Annotated in this window: 27 protein-coding genes; 21 read left to right on the forward strand and 6 right to left on the reverse strand. The window is 40.4% G+C overall.

Annotated features, from left to right (window positions below; all coding sequences use genetic code 11):
• Positions 1-2 precede the first annotated feature (2 nt).
• Positions 3-836 carry a carbohydrate ABC transporter permease gene (locus L6442_RS05035; protein WP_212977813.1) on the forward strand — a complete coding sequence of 278 codons (834 nt, stop codon included), beginning with the start codon at positions 3-5 and terminating at the stop codon, positions 834-836.
• Between the two features lie 258 nt (positions 837-1,094).
• Entirely contained in the window at positions 1,095-2,354 is a 1,260-nt protein-coding gene (gene ccsB, locus L6442_RS05040; RefSeq protein WP_272880322.1) for a c-type cytochrome biogenesis protein CcsB, read from the forward strand.
• Between the two features lie 311 nt (positions 2,355-2,665).
• Here the strand turns inward: ccsB and L6442_RS05045 are convergent, their stop codons facing one another.
• Positions 2,666-3,097: a GNAT family N-acetyltransferase gene (locus L6442_RS05045; RefSeq protein WP_212977812.1), complete on the reverse strand. Its 432-nt coding sequence runs from the start codon at positions 3,095-3,097 to the stop codon at positions 2,666-2,668.
• A gap of 333 nt (positions 3,098-3,430) precedes the next feature.
• Between L6442_RS05045 and L6442_RS05050 the strand changes: the two genes are divergently transcribed.
• The 9 genes from L6442_RS05050 to L6442_RS05090 all read left to right on the forward strand — a co-directional run bounded on the left by L6442_RS05050 (position 3,431) and on the right by L6442_RS05090 (position 8,883).
• Positions 3,431-3,976: a GrpB family protein gene (locus tag L6442_RS05050; protein ID WP_194232914.1), complete on the forward strand. Its 546-nt coding sequence runs from the start codon at positions 3,431-3,433 to the stop codon at positions 3,974-3,976.
• Between the two features lie 226 nt (positions 3,977-4,202).
• Positions 4,203-4,808 (forward strand): class I SAM-dependent methyltransferase, encoded by a 606-nt coding sequence (locus L6442_RS05055; RefSeq protein WP_212977811.1) that lies wholly within the window; start codon positions 4,203-4,205, stop codon positions 4,806-4,808.
• Between the two features lie 328 nt (positions 4,809-5,136).
• On the forward strand, positions 5,137-5,361 hold the full coding sequence (locus L6442_RS05060) for a hypothetical protein (RefSeq protein ID WP_212977810.1): 225 nt from the start codon (positions 5,137-5,139) through the stop codon (positions 5,359-5,361).
• Positions 5,345-5,614: a type II toxin-antitoxin system RelE family toxin gene (locus L6442_RS05065; RefSeq protein WP_212977809.1), complete on the forward strand. Its 270-nt coding sequence runs from the start codon at positions 5,345-5,347 to the stop codon at positions 5,612-5,614. Before L6442_RS05060 ends, L6442_RS05065 begins: the two co-directional genes overlap by 17 nt.
• A gap of 274 nt (positions 5,615-5,888) precedes the next feature.
• The gene (locus L6442_RS05070) at positions 5,889-6,674 is read left to right on the forward strand and encodes a prenyltransferase/squalene oxidase repeat-containing protein (RefSeq protein ID WP_194232911.1); all 786 of its coding nucleotides are present in this window, start codon (positions 5,889-5,891) and stop codon (positions 6,672-6,674) included.
• 218 nt (positions 6,675-6,892) lie between these two features.
• Positions 6,893-7,105 (forward strand): hypothetical protein, encoded by a 213-nt coding sequence (locus L6442_RS05075; protein ID WP_194232910.1) that lies wholly within the window; start codon positions 6,893-6,895, stop codon positions 7,103-7,105.
• A gap of 43 nt (positions 7,106-7,148) precedes the next feature.
• On the forward strand, positions 7,149-7,751 hold the full coding sequence (locus L6442_RS05080; RefSeq protein ID WP_212977808.1) for a dihydrofolate reductase family protein: 603 nt from the start codon (positions 7,149-7,151) through the stop codon (positions 7,749-7,751).
• A 155-nt stretch (positions 7,752-7,906) separates the two neighbouring features.
• Complete coding sequence (locus tag L6442_RS05085; protein ID WP_212977807.1) at positions 7,907-8,335, forward strand: hypothetical protein; 429 nt, start codon at positions 7,907-7,909, stop codon at positions 8,333-8,335.
• Positions 8,336-8,439: 104 nt separating this feature from the next.
• Positions 8,440-8,883, forward strand: a complete 444-nt coding sequence (locus tag L6442_RS05090) for a GNAT family N-acetyltransferase (RefSeq protein ID WP_212977806.1) — start codon at positions 8,440-8,442, stop codon at positions 8,881-8,883.
• Between the two features lie 135 nt (positions 8,884-9,018).
• Here L6442_RS05090 and L6442_RS05095 read toward each other — a convergent pair whose 3' ends face one another.
• Together L6442_RS05095 and L6442_RS05100 are read right to left on the reverse strand one after the other, a co-directional pair.
• Positions 9,019-10,080: a hypothetical protein gene (locus L6442_RS05095; protein WP_212977805.1), complete on the reverse strand. Its 1,062-nt coding sequence runs from the start codon at positions 10,078-10,080 to the stop codon at positions 9,019-9,021.
• Positions 10,070-10,648, reverse strand: a complete 579-nt coding sequence (locus L6442_RS05100; RefSeq protein ID WP_212977804.1) for a sigma-70 family RNA polymerase sigma factor — start codon at positions 10,646-10,648, stop codon at positions 10,070-10,072. The genes L6442_RS05095 and L6442_RS05100 overlap by 11 nt, the downstream gene beginning before the upstream one ends.
• A gap of 307 nt (positions 10,649-10,955) precedes the next feature.
• Between L6442_RS05100 and L6442_RS05105 the strand changes: the two genes are divergently transcribed.
• Positions 10,956-11,246 (forward strand): hypothetical protein, encoded by a 291-nt coding sequence (locus L6442_RS05105; RefSeq protein WP_212977803.1) that lies wholly within the window; start codon positions 10,956-10,958, stop codon positions 11,244-11,246.
• A gap of 503 nt (positions 11,247-11,749) precedes the next feature.
• On the opposite strand, the gene L6442_RS05110 is transcribed toward L6442_RS05105, so the two are convergent.
• Entirely contained in the window at positions 11,750-12,211 is a 462-nt protein-coding gene (locus tag L6442_RS05110) for a winged helix-turn-helix transcriptional regulator (protein WP_212977802.1), read from the reverse strand.
• A 124-nt stretch (positions 12,212-12,335) separates the two neighbouring features.
• On the opposite strand from L6442_RS05110, the gene L6442_RS05115 reads away from it, so the two are divergent.
• Entirely contained in the window at positions 12,336-13,001 is a 666-nt protein-coding gene (locus L6442_RS05115) for a DUF899 domain-containing protein (RefSeq protein WP_194235635.1), read from the forward strand.
• Positions 13,002-13,117: 116 nt separating this feature from the next.
• On the opposite strand, the gene L6442_RS05120 is transcribed toward L6442_RS05115, so the two are convergent.
• The gene (locus tag L6442_RS05120) at positions 13,118-13,876 is read right to left on the reverse strand and encodes a class I SAM-dependent methyltransferase (protein ID WP_212977801.1); all 759 of its coding nucleotides are present in this window, start codon (positions 13,874-13,876) and stop codon (positions 13,118-13,120) included.
• 475 nt (positions 13,877-14,351) lie between these two features.
• Between L6442_RS05120 and L6442_RS05125 the strand changes: the two genes are divergently transcribed.
• The 8 genes from L6442_RS05125 (at position 14,352) to L6442_RS05160 (ending at position 20,906) form a co-directional block, all read left to right on the forward strand.
• Positions 14,352-14,960, forward strand: coding sequence for a hypothetical protein (locus L6442_RS05125; protein ID WP_212977800.1), 609 nt, complete (start codon positions 14,352-14,354; stop codon positions 14,958-14,960).
• A gap of 152 nt (positions 14,961-15,112) precedes the next feature.
• Positions 15,113-15,340: a hypothetical protein gene (locus L6442_RS05130; protein WP_237100225.1), complete on the forward strand. Its 228-nt coding sequence runs from the start codon at positions 15,113-15,115 to the stop codon at positions 15,338-15,340.
• A complete protein-coding gene (locus L6442_RS05135; RefSeq protein ID WP_212977799.1) occupies positions 15,324-15,593 on the forward strand; it encodes a type II toxin-antitoxin system RelE family toxin in 270 nt (89 codons plus the stop codon). The genes L6442_RS05130 and L6442_RS05135 overlap by 17 nt, the downstream gene beginning before the upstream one ends.
• 210 nt (positions 15,594-15,803) lie before the next feature.
• Positions 15,804-16,241 carry a GNAT family N-acetyltransferase gene (locus L6442_RS05140; RefSeq protein WP_212977798.1) on the forward strand — a complete coding sequence of 146 codons (438 nt, stop codon included), beginning with the start codon at positions 15,804-15,806 and terminating at the stop codon, positions 16,239-16,241.
• Between the two features lie 1,016 nt (positions 16,242-17,257).
• The gene (locus tag L6442_RS05145) at positions 17,258-18,670 is read left to right on the forward strand and encodes an N-acetylmuramoyl-L-alanine amidase (protein ID WP_212977797.1); all 1,413 of its coding nucleotides are present in this window, start codon (positions 17,258-17,260) and stop codon (positions 18,668-18,670) included.
• A gap of 13 nt (positions 18,671-18,683) precedes the next feature.
• Complete coding sequence (locus L6442_RS05150; protein ID WP_212977796.1) at positions 18,684-19,241, forward strand: GerMN domain-containing protein; 558 nt, start codon at positions 18,684-18,686, stop codon at positions 19,239-19,241.
• A gap of 575 nt (positions 19,242-19,816) precedes the next feature.
• Entirely contained in the window at positions 19,817-20,170 is a 354-nt protein-coding gene (locus tag L6442_RS05155; RefSeq protein ID WP_212977795.1) for a hypothetical protein, read from the forward strand.
• 244 nt (positions 20,171-20,414) lie between these two features.
• Positions 20,415-20,906 (forward strand): EVE domain-containing protein, encoded by a 492-nt coding sequence (locus L6442_RS05160; protein ID WP_212977794.1) that lies wholly within the window; start codon positions 20,415-20,417, stop codon positions 20,904-20,906.
• A 307-nt stretch (positions 20,907-21,213) separates the two neighbouring features.
• Here the strand turns inward: L6442_RS05160 and L6442_RS05165 are convergent, their stop codons facing one another.
• Positions 21,214-21,891, reverse strand: coding sequence for a bZIP transcription factor (locus L6442_RS05165; protein WP_237100226.1), 678 nt, complete (start codon positions 21,889-21,891; stop codon positions 21,214-21,216).
• Positions 21,892-21,982: the final 91 nt, after the last annotated feature.

A 21,982-nucleotide genomic window follows, 5' to 3' on the forward strand; every position in this document is an offset into this window, starting at 1 on the left:
GGATGAGCGCTGCAAAGCTGCTTCGCACGAGGATTTTTCCGCATACGATGTTAATCTTGTTCTCGGTATTTTTTCTGTTCCCTTTCGTTTGGCTTGTGTTCACCTCGCTCAAGTCGCCGAATGAAATATTCGAGCTGCCGCCGCGGATCATCCCGGCATCTTTTCAATGGTCGAATTACAAGGCTGCGTTTGAAACCGTGCCGTTTGGCCACTATATGCTGAACACGCTGGTGATCTGTGTGGTATGTATCATTGGACAATTGTTTGCCGCTCCGCTCGTCGCCTATTCGATCTCTCGAATCCCGTGGGTTGGGAGCAAAATTATTTTCGCGATCGTCCTGGCTACGATGATTCTGCCGTCGCAGGTGCAGTTGATTCCGCAATACATCATCTTTGCCAAGCTCGGCTGGATTAACACCATTTTACCGCTTACGATCGGGGCTTTTTTCGGAGCGCCATTCTACATTTTCTTATTGCGGCAGTTTCTCTTAGGCATTCCCAGGGAGCTGTCTGAAGCAGCGAAAATGGACGGAGCGTCCGAATTCCGGATCTACGCGCAAATTATTTTGCCGACATTGAAACCTGCGTTAGCGACCGTTGCCTTGTTTACCTTCGTGGGTGCTTATACCGACTTTATGGGGCCGCTGATTTACTTGAACGATGCCGCCAAATGGACGCTTACGCTCGGTCTGCAGGGCTTCCAGCAGGATCACGGGGCGCAGTGGGAAAAGCTGATGGCCGCGTCGACGATTATGGCGATTCCAATGATTTTGCTCTATTTCTTCGGGCAGAAGTACTATATGCAATCGGGATCGGCTTTTACGGGGTTTAAGTGATGGGGGGCATATGCAGGCAGGAATACAAGCGGGAATAAATAATGAAGCAGCCATTTTCCGAGAAGACCGGGGAATGGCTGCTTTGTCGTGGACGTCTTTTATATGGTAAAAGTCATGACACACATTGTTCATAATTATTATTTAAAATTGTAGGCATTTGGCATTTAAATACATCTATAATTGTAGTTAATTCCAAAAAAACATTTTTTTTGTTTAGGAGTAACAATATTCTTTATTTTACTAAGGAGTGACCAAAGCGTGGATATGCTAAATATAAGCAGGTATGCATTTATAACTGCTTTTTTCCTGTACTGTTTGGGATTTATATTTTATATGATTGCATTTGGAGGCAAAAAGTGGAGAAACCGTGATCCGGAACTGCATATGAAGCGTTGGGGAAAGATCGCCTTTATAATCTCCGTGCTGGGTTTTGCGTGTCATAGCATTTATTTTTTTACCCGCTGGGCTGGTGCGGGGCATGTGCCTACAAGTAATATGTATGAATTTATGGCTTTTTTGGCGTTGGTTATTATGCTTGTCTTCATCATTATTACCGCTATCTATCGTTCGTTCATACTTGGGTTATTTACTTTACCGCTTATCATCATCATCGTTGCTTACGCCTCAGTTTTTCCACATGAAGTTCAGCCGCTTATTCCTGCTTTAAAATCAGTCTGGCTCGGCATTCATGTTACGATGGCTGCTCTTGGCAGCGCATTCTTTGCTGTCGGGTCTGTTGCAGGGTTCATGTATCTGCTCCGCGTGATTGATTTCCAAGGGGAATCGAAACGAGATAAACGCATGCAGCGCTGGCTTGAAGTGACGATTTATTTTGTCGTGGTCGTTGTTGCTTTCATCGGCACCGTCTTTCTTTTCCGGGGAATCGGGTATGAAGCGGAATTTTTGCAGAGAAATGAAATAGCAGCTGCCGAAAGACAAGCGTCCATTTCGGAACATACTGTTATTTACAAGATGCCCCCTATTTTTAAACCATATAATAGTGAAGTCGTACATATAGATTCTTTCCTAGGTTTAAAGAGTGCTGTTTTTGAAACGCCTGTATGGATGAAAGGAGTGGATGCCGCACGTAAATGGAACACTGTCGTATGGTCATTTCTGAGCGGATCGCTGCTTTACGGAATAATAAGATTATTATTGCGCAAACCGATTGGAGCGGTGCTCCATCCGTCCCTGCAGAGAATCGATCCTAAACATTTGGATGAAATCAGTTACCGGGCCATCGCCCTTGGTTTTCCGGTTTACACTCTAGGTGCGCTTATTTTCGCCATGATCTGGGCCAGTATTGCTTGGGGCCGATTTTGGGCATGGGATCCGAAGGAAGTATGGGCTCTGATTACTTGGTTGTTCTACAGCGCATATTTGCATTTACGGTTGTCCAGAAGCTGGTATGGTCTACGTTCCGCGTGGCTGTCTGTCATCGGCTATATCGTCGTCATGTTTACTTTGATCGGTATCAATTTAATTATTGCCGGGTTGCATTCTTATGCCGGGGTATAGGGGTAGGGAGCAAAGCAACCTTGTAAGCAGGATATTGGTCTGCAAGGCTTCCAGCAGGATCACGGGGCGCAGTGGGAAAAGCTGATGGCCGCGTCGACGATTATGGCGACTCCAATGATTTTGCTCTATTTCTTCGGGCAGAAGTACTATATGCAATCGGGATCGGCTTTTACGGGGTTTAAGTGATGGGGGCATATGCAAGCAGGAATACAAGCGGGAATAAATAATGAAGCAGCCATTTTCCGGGAAGACTGGGGAATGGCTGCTTTGTGCGTACTGGGCGTTAATATGTTTGATTAAGGGAAAACGAATTAGTGCTTCAAATGATGTCTTTTTTTGAGGTAATAATGCGTATACCCGCCGGCATTTTCGATGATGCCGTATACTTCGAAACCATGGTTTTGGTAGAAATCCAATGCTTGAAAGCTTAACGTATCCAGTTTGATAAAATCGCATTTCTTGTCTTTGGCGATAGCTTCAGCTTGAATTAAAAGCTTTGTCCCATAACCGGACTTGCGAAGTTGCTTATCAACAAATAAATAATGCACTTCCATCCAGTTCCAGCATATTTCCCCCATAATCCCGCCCAAGAATTGTCCCGCATCATTTTTCAGATACAGATTTACTTCCTGGTACCTTCCTTTGAATTGATCAGGGAAATGCATCGAGTTGAATTCGAACATCTTGTTTCTTATGTAGTTTTTGCCGTCCTCATTTGCTTCATTTATGATATGCAAGTTCATATTTTAGGCGCTCCTTGTTATTGAAATAAACTGATGAGAAATAAATCAGGCCATAATTATAGCTTAGCACACCAATTACAGCATCCGGTGGTAAAAAATGTTTTAGCCGATCTTTGCCGGTATCGCAACTTTTCCCGGCCTAGAAATCGAGCGGAAACTGATATTAACTATATTATATTGCTTCGGGCAACCGGCTGGAGGATTTCAACTTACGGGCAGGATAGTTTAACAGTTTCGCGAATACCATACATATGAATTGTTCATGAAGTTCGTGAATAAGACGTTATAAGAAATCGGCGAAGAGCGTAAAAAACATTAGAGTTGGTGATCACGATGAAGGATCCAGTGATTATTGAGCCGTACAGCGATAATTGGCCAAGTCTCTTTAATGAATTAAGAGCCCAGATCGTAACGAAAATTGGCTCTGAAGTACTTAGAATCGATCATATTGGATCGACGGCAGTAGTTGGTTTAGCAGCTAAGCCTATTATTGATATTCAGATATCTGTAAGGGATTTAGGTAATATAGAGACAATCATATCCGGACTTGCATCTTTAGGATATCGATATCATTCGAATAATGATGATTTGACTAAGAGGTATTTCAGAGAAGCACCTGGGACGAGAAGAACCCATATACATGTAAGGCAAGCAGGTAGCTGGTCTGAACAATTCAATTTATTATTTCGAGATTACTTAAGAACTCATGAAGATGATAGAGATCAATATGCCAGGACGAAATATGAATTAGCAAAACGGTATAGAGATCAAAGAGAAAAATATGTAGATGCCAAGACTGAAATCGTATGGGATATTATAAAGAAGGCTAATACATGGAGCCAGAAGATCGGATGGACACCTAGTAAAACCGATTTATAAGTAATTCGAAGAAGCGCCGACATCTTATAACATTATACTCACGCTACGGATCGGCTGAAGCCGATCCTTGGTCCGCCAGGGGATGGGCGAGGAGGATAATCAGGCGGACAACCCTGCACCGACTAACCGCGTCGCGGCCGCCCCTTTAGGGCTTAAGTCGGTGAGGGTTCGTGAATACGGAAACGTTATATGAAACGCCACAATAAATTTTAAAAGAAGGAAACCCATGAAAAACAAAAGAAAAGAAGAAGAAGAGAAGATCAAGAACTTTGACTTGTTGGCATCAGATTGGGATCAAAAGATTCCTGAAAAATCAATTAAGTATGCTGACCAATTGATAAAGAGACTTAATATTACAGATGAACATTCATTACTCGATGTAGCAGCAGGGACTGGAATAATTTTTTCAAGACTCCAATGTTTCGATATATATCTCCAAAGATACGTAGCAGTAGATATCTCGAATAATATGCTTAAGGAACTAAAGGCAAAATATCCAAATGCAGAATCATTTTGCGCTGATTTCGAAGATGAATTTAGTATGAATTATTGGTTCGATTTTGTGATTATCTTTGATAGCATCCCTCATTTTAATAATTTTGACATGGTATTTCTGAACGCATATAAAAATTTGAAGAATAACGGAAAGTTTATAATTGTACATGCACGAACAAGACATGAATTAAAAGAACATCATAAAAGAATAGGTTATGTCGGTAAAATCGATCCAATCCCCAGTGATGATAAGCTGATTGAACTATCTAACAAATATCAATTTAGGAATGTCTGTATAGAAGATGAAGATTATTTTTGTTACATTGGGGAGAAATAATTTTGATAGTAGATTCGGAGAAGTGTGGCGCATCATATAACATCGCATTCAACGCTGCGGGCCGTGACGAGCACGGCCCTTGACCCGGGAGAGGCATTTTCGTGGAAGCAGATTCACCGGACACATCCGCACCGACTAACCGCATCGCGGCCGCCCCTGGCGGGGCTTAAGTCGGTGGGACGTCGTGAACACGGAAACGTTATAAGAAATTGGCGTAAGAGCGAATATATGAAGGCTAATAACATTGATGTAGTGAAAAAGCTATGTCTGGAGCATCCTTATATATTGGGGTATAATAAGAATGATTAAATAAAAGGGGGTACAGTTGATGAGTGTCCCGAATGATGAATTGGAAAACATATTAGGTAATTTAAATGAGAAAAATAAGGTTGTCGCAAAGAGCTTTTTATCATGGTTACTTGAAAAACAGCTTGATGAAGACGATGACTGTTTGACACCTGAAGATATTCAGGCCATAGAACAGGGACGGATTGAATTTCAAAATGGTCAGACAAAATCCTTGGAGGACCTAAAACGTGAACTTGAAATATAAAGTCACATTTTCAAGTGAAGCTGAAAAGAACCTGATGAAAATAGACCGAGTTACCGCAAGAAGAATCTTTATATCCCTTGAAGAATTATCTAATGATCCATTTAACAATCCGAATACAAAGAAAATGAAGGGTAAAGAAGGGATAATCTATAGATTACGGGTGGGGAATTATCGAATAGTCTATGAGGTTCTTAATAATGAATTAATTATCTTTGTAGTTCGTATAGGACCTAGAGGAGACATATATAAATGACAGCAGAGCCCTAGCAATAAAGTTAGGGCTCTTTTTATTTAAAGAAGATCATGTGAGATGTTCAAGAAGCCGCCAACATCTTATAACATAACATTTCTGCTTCGTCGCTGACGCTCCTTGGTCGACAAGAAGTATGTCAGAGAAGTAGAATCTGGCGACACATCCAATCGGCTAAGTCTGACGACCCGGCACTTTGTGCCTTAAGCCGCTTGGACGTCAGAAATGCGAGAACGTTATACGTAATTACTGATTTAATAACAAAGGAGTGAGATGAGTGAGTTTAAGTAAATCTATTGAGTATGTAAAACAAAATTCCACTGATCCATTTGATATTGTTAGATTGAAGAATATATTGGATAGGAAGATTCCAGATGATGAAGAATTAGTGGGACTTATTAAATCACAAAGGCAGGATGGGAGTTGGTCACCCTTTTGGGCAAAAGATAGCAGTTCGTTAGATGCAACATGCTATAGACTTGCAATGCTCGAACAGGCAGGCATTAAAACACATCCTGTTATTGAGCGAGCAATAGAATTTATTACTAAACAAATGAATGAAATGGGGTATTTCGAAGAAAACAATATTCCAATAGACATGTGCCCACCATGGGTTATGCCAGGTGATATTAAGGCTAGATTATATTTAACTGCGAATTGTGGTTTCTGGATTAATCATTATTCATCAAATATAGACAACAGAATAATTACTTACTTAAGAGAACATATCGATATCAACGGAAATATTAATTCGTATTTACATACAAACTGGCTAATAGGAGGTTTATTCTATTCTCTAGGATTGTTTAAAGAAGCAGAAGCCATTTTTCAATGCCTATGTGAACAATTTCCAAAGTTGTCCTCAGATAACCTAGCTTGGTTAATCAATACGTTAATAGTAAGCGGAGTAAATAATGAAGAAGAGATAATAAAAAAATCTATAACTCGATTAATTGAATTGAGAAATAATGATGGAAGCTGGAGTAGTGATGATGGTTCTTTGAAGGATATTCATACAACAATAGAATCTATAAGAGCCTTGAGTTGTGTAGGTATATCATAGAGGTCAGTAACTACGTATAACAATGCATCTATGCTACGGGACATTCGTCCCTTGGTTGTCAGAAGTAAAGGCATAGATATTAACTCAGACAACACACGACCCGGTCTAAGATAAGAGCTATCTAAGGCCGGGTCGCGTCATAGATACAAGAACGTTAGAGGAAATTGCCGAAAAACCATCAATAACACAGAAGTATAATCAAAAGGAGCAAGAATCAGTTGAATGATGTTGATTTATTACCAGTTGATCTAATGAATAAATCGTTATCAAAAAAAGAGATAGTTTTAAACTATGATGTTGTTCATGAAGCAATTGACATAATTACATTTAAAAACTGGGCAATTCTTGGATGGGAAGCATGGGTAAAATACAAATGGAAAATACGGTCATCCATTGCCTTATGTAATAGGGGCTGTTCACGTCGTTCGTAGCTATGAATGAGAGCGAAATTATTTTGAAAGGATGAAAAGGAACATGGGAAATCTGGTTGTGCATATGTTCATGACGTTGGATGGTGTTATTCAAGCTCCGGGAAGGCTCGATGAAGATCGCGAAGGTGATTTCGGCTATGGCGGGTGGCAGGCACCGTATGTCGATGCGGAGTCCGGACAACTGATCGCGGCTGATTATGCGAGGCTCGACGCGCTGTTGCTCGGTCGCAAAACGTACGAAATCTTCGCGCCGTACTGGCAGCAGGCTCCGGCCAGCAACCCGTTCACCAAGCTGTTGAACGAGAAACCGAAATATGTCGCATCCCGCACATTAACGAGCGTCGATTGGAACAACTCAAAGCTGCTCGATGCGGATGTGACCACAAGTGTGCCATTGCTGAAGGAGAGGTATACAGAGGTGCACGTCGCCGGCAGCAGCGACCTGATCCAGACATTGCTGCGTCACGATCTGATTGACCGTATGAACATCTGGCAGTTTCCGGTATTGCTCGGAAAGGGAAAACGGTTCTTTGATTCCGGAACGATGCCGACGGCCTTGCAATTGCTTGAATCCAGAACTTTTTCGAGCGGCGCGGTTCTATTGCGCTACGAGACTGCGGGAAAACCGACTTTCCGCAACATGTAGCAGGATGCCAACGGACGACTATGAGTCACAACATATTCACGTATCGGGTTGACGATGTCGCCCCTCGATCCTGCAAAAGTCCGCTTAGGAAATCAGCGCAAAATATAATAAATTCTAAAAGAATATAGGAACTCATCTAATTTGGAGGCAATTTTATGGCCACTAATCGATCCAATATAAGTATCTATTTATTGATAGTTTCTATAATCATTACGGCATATTTTTTCTTAGTAGTGATCCCATATGGCAATAAGTATGATTTCTTTAGCGAAGGACTCGATCCAAAAGCTGATAAAGTTCCATATTATTTTCTTATGACAACACCAATATTAATTGGCTATGTAGTCTTTGTAGCAAGGTCTATAAAGAAAGTAGCATATTTATGTTGTTTGAATTATCCTTTAATAATTTTTAATATATACTTTTTTTCATTTATATGTTTATCTGCAGAGACAGGTGGCGCTGTACTTTGGCTTATGATTTTTACAATACTAATTCCTTTGATATTGATCCCTATTAGCTTTATAGCAGGATTAATCAAGGATATAAAATATTTAAGAAGAAACGATTTTTACAATCAATAGGTAAACAAACCTATGTTCAAAACGAAAAATTGTGGTACGATTCGATATGGATTAAGCTAACGATTGTCGAATCCTTTGTTCGAATATTTAAGGGGGAGTTGGGTATGGAAATTAAGATACGAGAAGTTGTAGCAGATGATTATACTGAAGTTGTTTTTTTATGGAACGATGTACTTGGAGTTCGCAATGTTAATATTGAAAACTTTCGAGTTACTATGGAAAACATGAATAAGGATGGAAATTACAAAACATTCGTTGCATTATTTGAAAATGATGTGGTTGGTTTTGTCACTATAGTTCAGGCGTTATCCGTAGGGTATTCGATTGGTTATCTACATATCCAAGGGCTTGCTGTTAAAAAGGAATTACAGAATAGCGGGATTGGTACAAAACTACTAAGACACACTGAAAATTATGCTAAAGAGATAGGAATATCAAGTATTATTTTATGTAGCGGATTTAAGCGAACCGACGCCCATGCTTTTTATGTACATAATGGCTATGACAAAGATTCATACTGCTTTGATAAGATTATTAAACTTGACTAACTAATGAGTAATATAAACCAAACTAATTTTGAATATGGAATAGCCAGGTAGCCATTATGCATTAAGCTAACGGTTACAATAGTTGAATCAAAAAGCAGACCAAAACTGAATTTCCAGTTTTGGCCTGCTTTATTCTTACCAAGGTGTTTCAGTTTTATGTTCAATGACTTGCAATACTTTTGGCTCAAGAGCTTTTGACAGTTGTTCCATTTGTTTCTTTGACACAGCAGCACCATTAACTTCTTTTTCAGCTTGTGTTTTTGCAATCACATCAATGACTTGTTGTTTAGAGATATTTTTAGATGCTGCAACTTCCACAACAGTTTTCCCTTTTGCTAATTCTTGTTTTAATTCTGCTGGGCTCATTTTTAGTAAAGAAAACAGTTTTTCATCATTTAAAAAGGAATCTGCAGTATGATCAGGCTTGCCATTTGTAGAGAAGAAGCCTTCTACTTTCATGTTTGAAGGTGTAGCCTCGCCTCCGATCAGTGAGACACTGATTGTATTGCCATGAACAAATGCTTGGTAGAATGGTTTTTCTGATCCCTTTTTGATGTAACTCAACATAAACGTTTTTTGATTCGAATTATCCAATTGCTCCATACTAATCTCGTAATTATCAATGCTGCCATACATTTTATTAATAAGAAAATCTACCTTCGCCTTGATTTCCTGATCGTTTAAAGAAATGACCGGCTTCTCTTTAGGCTCCCAATTCTCCTGAATCACGCTGTCAATCTTACCCGCAGCACTAATACCAAGGCTAATCTTTTTGCCGGTTCCCCCTTTTTCCTGTAGTGCGAAGTTTGTTTGGATCGCTTGCTTGTTGGTTGAATTTGTGGTGTCTCCTCCAAGGGAGCTTGCATCGATAATCTCAAATGATTTTGTTTCGGGAAAAGCGCTATACAGTTTCTCAAGTGCTGGTTTGGAAGCCTCATCCACTTTGACTTGTTCAGCAGTCATTGGTGTTCTAGTAAGCATCTCAATCAGGGTAGGGGCCGCAAATGCTGCGGTTGGAATCATAATCATAGCTGCAACTAATCCACCAATCAATCGTTTTTTCATAGGTTTTTCGCTCCTTTTTCGTTGCAAATATTGAGAATAGGATTGTTCGATTCGTCTGGAAACGGCCGGGGGGCATTCCATCGTTTCTGCCTCTTTGTGCAGATGTTCACGGATTTTGCGTTCAATAGTCATTGATCTTTTCCATCCTTTCCGGGGGGAGATTCCATAAGTATTTTCGAAGCGCCTGAAGGCCGGCATGATATCTGGATTTGACCGTACCCAGCGGAACATCGAGCAAAGTTGCAATTTCCTCAAGGGTATAGTCGTGAAAAAAGCGGAAGATAATCACTGTCCGCTGTTTGTCGGTCAGTTTTCGTATGGATTGCGATATCATTTGGTCCGTCCCATCGAGCGCAGTATGTTGATCCCAATAAGACTCTTCTTCTTCCCGAGTGAAGGCGCGGATGCGTTCAAAAATTCGGAATCTCCTCCAGCTCTTGACCCGAAATCTTTGCACTTGACGGATTACCAAGCCGTGCAGCCAGAAGTGGAAAGGACGGTTCATATCGTAGTTATCAAGCGAGAGCCACATTTGCATATAGATCTCACTCATGACATCTTCCCGATCCTGCTGATGATCCACCAGAAAGGAGACTGTACGGTAGACATCCTGATAGGTAGCATCATACATCGCATGAAACGCCTGTTGATCACCTGCCTTCATTTTGATAAGTAACTGGTACATATGTTCATTTTGCATTCAGAGGGCCCTCCTGTAAGCAGCTTACACACTATATTGCCTCTCTATCGGAAAATGGTTCGGTTCTTTTCTAATTTTTTTAAAAACGATCATCATATCAGCCGAAAGATGCAATCAACGGAATGAATTGGCCAATAAAAATGAATGTGTATGATTTATTTTACTGTCCACGGGTTCTTCAGCGGATGGATATAATAATCTTAATAAACCGTTTCCTTACATAGAGCGGTCTACTTTTGGTTTTTATGTAAATGTACTCCACAACATGGTAAGATTGCTTTGACCATATTTGAGGAGGATACATAAGGTGAAAAAGTTACTTTTATCTCTGGCTGTGGTTATAGGAATGATGTCTACTTACGCAGTCACGGCACCGCAGGTAGATACAGCTTCAGCTAAAACGAGCAGTTATCAAGAAAAAATGGATTACTATAACAAACAAATTGCTATTTTACAGAAAAAGATTGATGAGCTTAAGAGGGCTCGGATCAGAATTCCGAAAGGTTCTGAGGCATACAGGGCATCATTAAGAAAAGAAATATCGTATTTAAAGCAAATGAAATATTATTATAACTTGATTATCGAGCTTAACAGTTAGGGTATCAGACTGGTAACTTTGATTTGTTGAGATTTTCGACTAAGAAAACCGTATGCCTTTAAGAAGGGGCAGTACCAGAAAACTGACACCACCCGCAAAGTAGATGTATTTAAATAAGGAATTTATTGACTTCGTTATATTCCTGCTGGGATCGGTGATTGCAAGCTTTGAATAGACCTATGGCGTGGGCAAATCTTTTGGAGAAGCACTTGCTTCTTATTTTGCTTACCAAGAAAATCTTCATAGTATCGCGTTAAGAATTGGGGCATTTGATGAAGTTGCTCAAGTAGGTACAGATTTGACAGCGAGAGATATGAGTGCTTACATAGCTACTACTCCGTTAATTTGAATAAAAAAAGAGCACATATTATCCCAAGGAAGTTCACTAATTCCCTCAAAGGAAAGTATTGTCTACCTTTCATAATTTCTTTGGCTTTATCCCAAAATGGACAAGAGCAGGCCGCCGCGGCACCTGCTCTTGTTAATTTCACAATCATTTTACTTTAAGTGATAGCTAATTTACTGACCACACTATCGGGACCAGAAAAAATGGACCCGCCGTTGCGAACGGTATCGCGAATAAGTCTTATCATCGATTCTCGATCGGCTTTCACCGCGGAAATCCAATTCTGCGGCGCATCGGTCTCAGGGTCGTTTTGGGCGCCCCAATCGGCTAACTCAAGCAATATTGGTATTAAATCCAAGCCTTTGTCTGTAAGAAAATAAACCTCTTTGCGCTTATCTGTAGCGTGGGGCTTTTTAACGAGAATGCCTTTCAACTCTAAATGAGCAAGGCGACTGGCCAGTATATTTGATGAAATTCTCTCATCAGATTCCATGAACTCCCCGTAGGTGTTCTTTCCGAAATATACGATGTCTCGGATAATCAGCAAAGACCAGTTATCGCCAAAAGCCTCTAAAGAAAAATTAATCGGGCAGTGTGATTTAAGATCTGAACGTTTCATAAGACCAATTTATCATACTTGCATAACGAAAACAATCTTACTTGCATTATGAAAGTGATAATCGTATACTGGGATCAATGCAGCATGTTTAAAATTTCCAATGCATGTAGGGAGGATGGATTATATGAGCATTTCTTCAATGCCTCAGATCGTTTCAGAAGAAGAGTGGCAGGTTGCTCGTCAAAAACTGCTCGTCAGAGAAAAGGAACTCACCCGCGAGTTAGACGCACTTGCTGCGGAGCGCAGAAGGCTGCCGATGGTGCGAATTGAAAAAGATTACGTGTTCGAGGGACCGAACGGCACAGCGGGCCTGCTTGATCTTTTCGACGGACGTCGGCAACTCATCGTCTATCACTTCATGATGGCTCCTGGCTCCGACCAGCGCTGCCGCGGCTGCTCATCCTTTGTCGACAACATTGGTCACCTAGCTCATCTGCACGCCCGTGATACCTCCTTCATCCTCGTTTCGCCAGCACCCTTTACACAGATCGAATCTTATCGGAAGCGCATGGGTTGGACAATCCCTTGGTTCTCCTCAAACGGGGACAATTTCAATATCGACTGCGGGGCAGGCAAAGGATTTGGTTTGAGCGTCTTTCTCCGTAATGACGATAGTGTGTATCGAACCTATTATACGACGGCACGCGGTGTAGACAGGATCAGAGCCGATTTCAATTTCCTCGATCTGACCCCTTACGGCAGGCAGGAGGATTGGGAGGATTCACCTGAAGGGTGGCCGCAAACACCACCATACACGTGGTGGCGATTACACGACGAGTACGAAGTCTGACCCAGGATGGAAAATAACCCTCTCATATATATTCTCGAATGAATGACTTCAGCCGCCAAAAAAAAGGATGCCCGCATTTGCGAGCATCCTTTTATGCCGTGGCTTTTTCGTTATTTTCAGCAGCCCGTGAATCTGGCCGTAATCATAAAACGTTCCGCATTCGTCCGAATGCCTTTTTCCGTTTGATGATCCTGGATGAACTTGTGCAGGATGTGATAATCCAATTCATTTTGCCCGAAATCGGGAATGGTTGGAGTATGCTTGAGCAGGAAAATCAAGTCTTCGGCCGTCTGATAATATTCGGTGGCATTATATTCAGACAACTGAATATCGATAAAACCTGCTTCACTTAATTCAGCCATGTATCGGTTTTTTAATGTCCCTGGCTGTGTCCCCAACGCTTGCCCTCTTCCGAACGCTTCTTTTATGTTGAGCTTATCGATCTCGCTTACCTGCTGCGTGAGGAAAACCCCACCGTTCACGAGCACCTTTGCTATTTCTTTGGCACAGAAGTCCGAATGCCTACAAGTAACGACATTAAAAAAGTTCCCGGGAAAATCCAGCTTCATCGCATCCATCTGCAAAAAACGGACATTCGATACACCTGATTTCATGGCGTTGCGGGCGGCCGTTTCAATCATTCCGTTTGATAGGTCAATTCCGACGAGAAGCAGCAGCGATTCTGCTATGGACAAAAGAGCTTCCCCGCCGCCTGTGCCGATGTCGAGCAAGAGATCCGATTGAGTGCAAATCTTCGTTACTTCATTCAAAAAATCCCATTTTACCCCTTCGGACACGCATTTCACATGACTGAAATCCCATCCGTTCACTTTGCCGACTTTATCATAAAATTGTTGATATTCTTGAGGATTCATATTTTTTCACCTTCCAATGAGATTTAATTACAGGAGTTATCACCGATATCGCCAAGCACTTGCTTTCGTTTGATCAAAAGGGCAGACTACCCCCTTGATAGCTGGTACGCGTTTTTTCCAGCCCGAAACCTAGTTACTTCGAACGATTCGGAAAGACATCCATTTCACCTCATTTGAAAGATTGCATCCATTATATTCTGAAAATGTTGGTTCATCAATGAAAAATGAGCTTTTATGGCGGGTGCTTGAAAAGTCATTGTGAGAAAACAGCTATAGTGGAACTTTCCCTTGTTTATCCCGGATGCTTCCACCATCATTTAAGGGAGAAAGCAGCTGCATCTTAAGTATAAGCTTCAACTACATAAGTGAAGGAGTGATGATGTTTGAATACGAACAAACAAATCAAAAGGCAAGTGAGAGGTTTGGACATATAATTGGATGAACCTCTCATAGGCTTGTGGGAGGTAGAAGAACAATGAAATATGTAATCGATTCAAAGTACGGAGTAGAACTCACGAGTGAACAATTTGCCAAAGCATCGGGCCTGTTTGATGATCTGAATCATCATTTATCCATCAAAGGCGTTTTTTCGGGCGATGTGGCCGGCAGAGTTTTTCTGTCTAACGACGGGAAGACGGCTTTTATTGCAAATAAGGAAGGCTTTTTTGTCGGGGGATGTCCCGAGAACATTCCTTTTCTTGAAGAAATCAATAAAGTGCTTGCAAAAGAAATGATGCCGGAGCTTGTAGCTAATGAAGCATTGGACTATGTACTGTTTTATCCCAATAACGGGGCCTGGGAAACGGCTCTGCCGCATTTGATGAAGGATTTACTGCCGATCCGCAGCGGTCGCATGACCTTTACTCATGATCTGCAAGATGTGAAACCTTCACTTGATGCTGATATCGTGCCGGTTGATCTCGAACTGCTGAAGCAGCAGCATATCATCGGGATGGATGACATCATTGAGGAAATCGAAGGGAACTGGCCTTCGCTAGAAGTGTTCGGAGAAAAAGGATTTGGTTGCGCAGCTATACAAAATACGGCTAAGTCCATCGGACCCGGTCGCGTGCGCTTCCCTTAAGCCTCTCGGGTTCGTGAATACAGAAATGTTATAGGAAATTGGCGTAAGAGCGTTTATTAAAGGTTCTTATGAAAGATTTACAATAAAATAAGAAGCTGGAGCATCGTAAATGATTAGCGTATAATAAGAATGAATTGACAGAGGAGGCTTGAATGATGAGTGTCCCAAATGAAGAATTAGAGCGAATCTTAGAGAATTTAAACGATAAGAATAAAGTGGTTGCCCGAAGCTTCTTATCATGGTTACTGGAGAAGCAAATGGATGAAGAGGATGAATATTTGACAGTTAGCGATCTGGAAGCCATCGAGAAAGGAAGGATTGAGTATCAGAATGGTCAAACCAAATCGTTGGAGGAACTAAGACGTGAGCTTGATATATAAAGTAATCTTGTCAAGCGAGGCTGAGAAAGCTTTGAAAAAACTGGATAAACCAATGACCAGAAGAATTTTCAATGCATTAGATCAATTAAGTAATGATCCCTGGAATCATGCCAATACTAAAAAGATGAAAGGGACAGAGAAAGATGTTTATAGATTAAGGGTAGGAAGCTATAGGTTGATCTATGAAATTATAAATGAAGAGTTAATAATCTTGGTTGTACGCATTGGCCCAAGAGGAGATATTTATAAATGATATGCCCCCAATATTTAAAATTAACGCTTTTTTGCAAAATAATTAAGGGTTCTCAAGAAGACGCCAACATCTTATAACAATGTATTCACGCTGTAGGTCTGTTGCCCTTGGGTTGACAGAGGTATAAACATGGAGGAGAATCAGTCAACAAACGCCCCAGCCTTATATAAACTGGAGATGTTTGGTGATAAAGGAAATCGGAGGTTATAAATGGATATTAAAATTCGTGAGATAAGAGAAAGTGATTATTCTGAAATAGTATCGATATGGAATAATGAATTGGGAAGTCCTAACGTTAATCTTGATAATATTTCCGAACGGATTGCAAGAATGAATAAGGATGAAAACTACAAAATATTCGTAGCATTGTTTGAAAATAATGTTGTAGGTTGTATTTCGGTCGTACAAACAATGGCATTGGAATACGAAATTGGATACTTAAAAATTAATGGTCTTGCTGTACGAGGAGATTTTCAAAAAAAGGGAATAGGATCTAAACTTTTAAAACATGCTGAAGATTATGCTTTAGAGAAGGGGCTTTCTTTTCTCATATTAAATAGTGGCTTTCGACGAACAGAGGCACATAATTTTTATGAGTCCAAAGGTTATGATAAATTGTCTTATTGTTTTACTAAGAAGGTCCACTAACAACGGATAATAATAGATAAATTAATCCTAGTAACTCGAAGAAGCGATTACATCTTATAACACCGCATTCACGCATCGGGCCAGTTAAAGCTGTCCCTCTTGCTCACTTCGTGCTCCATTTTTCCGTACGGATTCAAGCATATGTTCATATTGCCACAACATAATATCCTCCATTGGCTTGGAAGGGCCAGCCAACGACCTCATTATTTATATAAATAATTATTTGTTGAAAAACCAAGTATGGTTACGTTATGGATGAGCAGCAAATTCGGGCTGTTCCTTTACTTTTTGCCGATAGACTCGCATGAGTGACGACAACGATTTTTAGAGGGAAACTATGCAGGAGTATTCTGTGTTGACAGTTGCATCACTTGTCAGACTTTGGACATTCATTGTAGCGAGAAAGCTGATTTTATTGGTTGATTGGTAAGGGGTAGATTGCGTTCCTGTAGTCTAAAAGAGGGAGAGAGCTTCCAGTTTGTGCTGCGGTTGCTGATTAGGGCTAACGTAAGATATGGGAGCCTACATGTTCAGATACTATAATCGAATAAATGAAATTAGGTAATAGGACGATAAAACACATGGACCAAATTAAAATATGCAAAAATGATCAAACTCACTGGTGGTTGTACTAGGCACCAAGGGCCAACCAAAAAATCAGATTTAGAGATCATAACCAGAATTTTTCCCGAAGCGTGATAAAAACCGTGAAATTTAAAGTTTGCTATTATCCAACATCAGGATATGTCTCTAAACAAAGTCAAAGTACTACAACAAATAAAGAATGCAACTCATTTGCCTTCTGACTCGTCTAATATTATGTATTATTTCTGCAAGTAAGGATCATCCTCTAATTGGATTTTAAGGTTCTTATGGTTTTCGTTACTTAGGAGGTAGATAATCTACTAACAAATACATAATAGAAGCGACGAGAGTCGTGTATTTTTAACTTAATAATTGCAGGTATGCTCATCCAAAAGCAATTAAGAAACAGATCATCAGACTGAGGTGTAGTAATGAAGAAATTCATATTTTTAATTCTATTTAGTGTATTTTTTCTAATAGCGCTACCGCATCATAGTGTTGCTGCGACTAACCAATCTAAAATTATTTTAAATGGCGGGGAAATTGTTCTACCCGAGGATGTTGAGGTCGTAAACGTTAAAAATAACGTGATGATCCCCATTCGCGTAGTTGCTGAAAACTTAAAGTTTAAAGTTGACTGGAATCAAAAAACTCAAAATGTGAAGATACAGCAAAACTCCAAAGTAATCTCTTTAACAGTCGGTAAAAAAGAAGCTATGGTTGATAAAGATCAGAAGCTGCTCAATATTGACCCTCAAATTATAAAAAATACAGTCGTTGTCCCCATACGATTCGTTAGTGAAGAGATGGGACTTAAAGTAAACTGGAACAACGCAGACAAAATAGTCACTCTGGATAGTAACGATACACAGCCCGCTCCTCCTGCAACAGGTGGGGAAAATGATTCTAAATTAAACCATGTTAATGAAATTAATTTTGCAAACAATCAGCTGGTTGTTTCTTTAGATAAAGAGGTCACTCCAGTAATCTCTAAATTGACCAATCCGGATCGGATCGTCGTTGATCTGCCCAATACTGCATTCGGTGGTCATGCGGCTGAATCTCTAAATTCAAAATCAATAGGAAAATTAGATATAGGTGGGATACCTAATTTGACGGAAGTAAGGTATTCCTTGTTTAATCAGGATCCAGCTCAGGTTCGAATTGTCATTGAGTTGAATAATATAAATGCAGTCCAGTATACTCCACAGTTTATGCAAGATAAGTTGATTCTTGATTTGAATTTTAATGGCGAGATCAGTAATACTGAACCCACACCACCTAATTTAGGTAAAAAAATTGTTATTATCGATCCCGGGCACGGTGGAAGCGACCCTGGGACAACCGGTTATTCCCAAAAATACGAAAAAGACTTTACTTTAGCATTGTCTCTAAAAGTCCAAGCACTGCTCTTAAAGGAACCTGAGATCGAAGTGATCATGACCCGTGAGACAGATGTATACCCTACTCGTACAGAGCGTGTCCAGTTGGCCAATAAATTAAAGGCAGATGTGTTTGTATCGATACACGGTAATAGCGTACCTACTTCACCCCAGACAACAGGTACGGAGACTTTCTTCTATCAACGCAGCAGCAGTAAAGATTTGGCTAATGTTATTCACAAGCACTTGATCGAAGCGATAGGGCTGAAAGATCGTGGCGTGAAAAATGGCAGCCTGCAGGTCATTAGAGAAACAACGATGCCGGCAGTCCTTCTGGAAATTGGATTTTTAAGCAACCCTGAGGAAGAAGCCCTAATGCTGTCAGATTCTTTTCAAGATAAAGCAGCGCAAGCGATTGTTGATGGGATCAAAGAATATTTGGGAAAAGAAGTAAAACCGTGAGGGATGTGCTAGTATGAAAAAAAGTGTATGCATTTCTATTTTGTTATGTATCATAGCAATGGTAGGGGTAGCCTGTGGAAGTAAGCCTGCTACAGAGTCAGGGGGTTCCTCAGCTTCAGGACAGGAGATGAACTCTGGAGTAGATGGAACTGATAAGAAAGCAGAGCAAGTGAATAATCAAACGGAGGAGATTGTTGTTTACCTCGTCGATTCTCAAGTAACGGAGTTAAAACAGATTAAGGCAGAAATAAATTATACGAATGACATCGATAAGTATGAGAAAGCATTTAAAGCTTTGCAAAGTAACAGTCATTCTGATCTTGTATCTTTATGGAACAAAATCGAGCTAAACGCTATGAAATTCCATGAAGGAGTGCTGGTGATCGATGTTCATATCCCTGATGAGGCAAGATTAGGATCTAGCGGTGAACTGTTAGCCTTGGATGCATTAAAAGAGACCATGTTTCAATTTAAGGAGATAAATAACTTAGATCTTCTTATTGATGGAAAAGCCTTAGAAAGTTTTATGGGGCACTCTGAATTGGAGCATCCGATTTCCCGTAATCAGTAGGGATGGATAAGGCACAAAAAACTTGCCACCCTGATATGCTATTACGCGTTTGATTTGCTCAGGAACTGTTCATCCCACTTACCATGGAATAAAAATGACTTAAGCTTCTTCGATTCCGATGATGCAAGCTTTCGCGATGAATGTCAACGAATTTTTAGAAGTATGCTGCAACCAGACCATCTGGTATATTTAGCTTTTCTTGTAAAATAGATTGAAATTATAACAAACAAAAGAGAAGGGCGGATATACGCCCTTTTCTTTTGTTTTTACGCCTGGAATAGGCGACAACTCTAAGGTCAAACAGTGGAGAAATAAGCGTGGATTTCGTGAGTTGATGTAGAATTCCATATAGGAACACGTTATAAGAAAGACAGGTGAAGCCTGAACGGCTCATAATAGTGGACTTAATCAACCCCGGCATAAACCTCCACTAATCCCATCATCTTTATGGTCATGGATGGACAGCGAACCGCCGTAAACGGGATCGTTACGTATGGTAGTGATGGGGTAGACGGGGATTCAGATGAGTCCCCTCGTACCCGATTTTAAAATATGTCATAAAAGAGGTGTTATCTATGTCTAATGATAATAATGAGTTTCCAATAAACAGTTATAGGGAAATTGTATTTACAAATACGGAAAGTAATAGGATTCTTGAAAAGAATAAATCTTTTTCTGTAACCTGGTATGAAGAAAAAAAATCATTCTCGTCAATGTATGAAGCACAGGAATATATATCAAGTGAAATTTATCCTGAAATTCTTCACAATTATAATGGTTATAAAACAACGGATCCCCAATTAGCTTGCTCTCTTCTCTTTGAATTAATAAAAGCAAAAACACATGGATTTATAACAAGAGAAGTTCATGCAAGTATTGATGTAATTGAAAAGAAACTATACTATCTGGTCTGGATTTCCCCTGAATAAATCCGTACGGAATTGTTCTGAGGATCTAACCGAACACATAATTTACACGAATGAAATCCCAGCAGTCAGATTTTACTCATAATTTGCATGGAGTTTCACCCGTATAGATCGTGGCAAGCGGCAAAAAACGCTACTGACACACCGTTGTCAGTAGCGTTTTTATATCATTAAACCATTAAACGGGAACTGGCTATATGGATCCGCATCCAACCGATACTACAAATCAACTTTTGGAGGTGTCTTTATGCGTGAAGCTAACGTTGTGAATAAGTCCAAACAAAACAAAGAGCAGCGGCGTTATTGGATTGGCGTCGTCTCCGAAGCTCATGTCAGATATGGAGAGGAAGGCGGTTTCGCGCAGCTTTGCCACGGCAAAGCCGCTCCGCTCCGCAGAATGCGACAAGGGGATTGGCTCATTTATTATTCTCCACGGACGGAAATGAAAGGCGGACAAGCGCTGCAATCATTTACGGCGATCGGTCAGGTCGTAGACGATGAGGTCTATCCCTATAAAATGAAAGAGGATTTTGTCCCATATCGCCGGAATATACGTTATTTCCCTTGCCGTAGCGTGAGAATTGCCGGTTTGTTGGACAAGCTAAGCTTCACTAAAGGGAAAGTTAGCTGGGGGTACTCATTTAGGTTCGGGCAACTGGAGATTAGTCAGGAGGACTTTATCATCATAGCGAATGAGATGCTTGGGGAAAGGTGCGAGGAAGCGCTGCGCCTTTCTTAACTCACTCACTGGCAAATCTGCACCCATTGCAAGGGAACGCGGCTTCAGCAGGAAAGCCGACAAGTGACCATCCATGGCTTGTCCATCGTCGAAGTTGCACTGTATTAGACTCCCTTGCTAATGGGTTGCGACTTCCCTATATTTAATGAAATTATCGTCGCGGCGAGGCGGAAAAGTCATCGACTGGAACGGTAAGGAACGCAAGGTAATCATTCAAAAAGCGTAAATACCAAGCGTTATAGAGAATGAATCCCCTCCCAGCACGTTGGCCGGGAGGGGGTTCATTTTGTTTGGCTTGTTTTGAATTCTATCTTATTTTATAGAGATATGTTTCCCCATTGACTTTAACCTCAGCCGTAACTGACTTGTTTCCTGTCTCAACTTCCTTTGGAACTTCGGCCAAAAAAATGACTGTGTTAGAACTCAAAGGGTTAATGTCTGTAATGTTTGTATAAGTAAAATTCCCTCCGCCATTTTCCTCCAATACGCTGAAGGCATCGTAACTAAATTTATCATCATATTTAAAAATAACATTTGCAAATTTATTGGCGGTTGTTCCTGATTCATTCAGATTTTTGATTTTAATGTAGAGTGCAAGGTATGTAGTATCTTCGCCTTTGGCTTCATAATAGGTATAAAAAGATGATGGGGATGAAGGTTCAATTTTTTTAGAGAATTTCGTTTTAGTTATAGTTATCTCAGCGAAATTGTCAAATAACTGCATCTTGTTTTTTGTTAATAAAGGCATTTTTTTATTTTGTTCTTCCGATTTTGTTTGGCTCGTGGCTTCAGTATTATTGCCACTTGTTTTTGTTGCTGCATTTTGATCCTTTAGTTTTTTGTTTTCCGCTTCTAGACTCTTCACCTTCTGCTCAAGTTCTGCTACCTTTGTCCCAACCTCGCTTGAGTTTCCGCCAGTATTTGATGAACATGCGGTTAATGATAGAATGCATATGGCCACCAAAATCAACAGTCTGTATTTCATTTCCTAACCCCCAGTAAAGTTAATATATTACATTCTATCAGTTATAGGACTATATATCTATAGAATGCTAAATATTTGGTTCTTATTTCAT

Origin of the sequence: Paenibacillus azoreducens (assembly GCF_021654775.1) — a bacterium.
GTDB lineage: Bacteria > Bacillota > Bacilli > Paenibacillales > Paenibacillaceae > Paenibacillus_AQ > Paenibacillus_AQ azoreducens.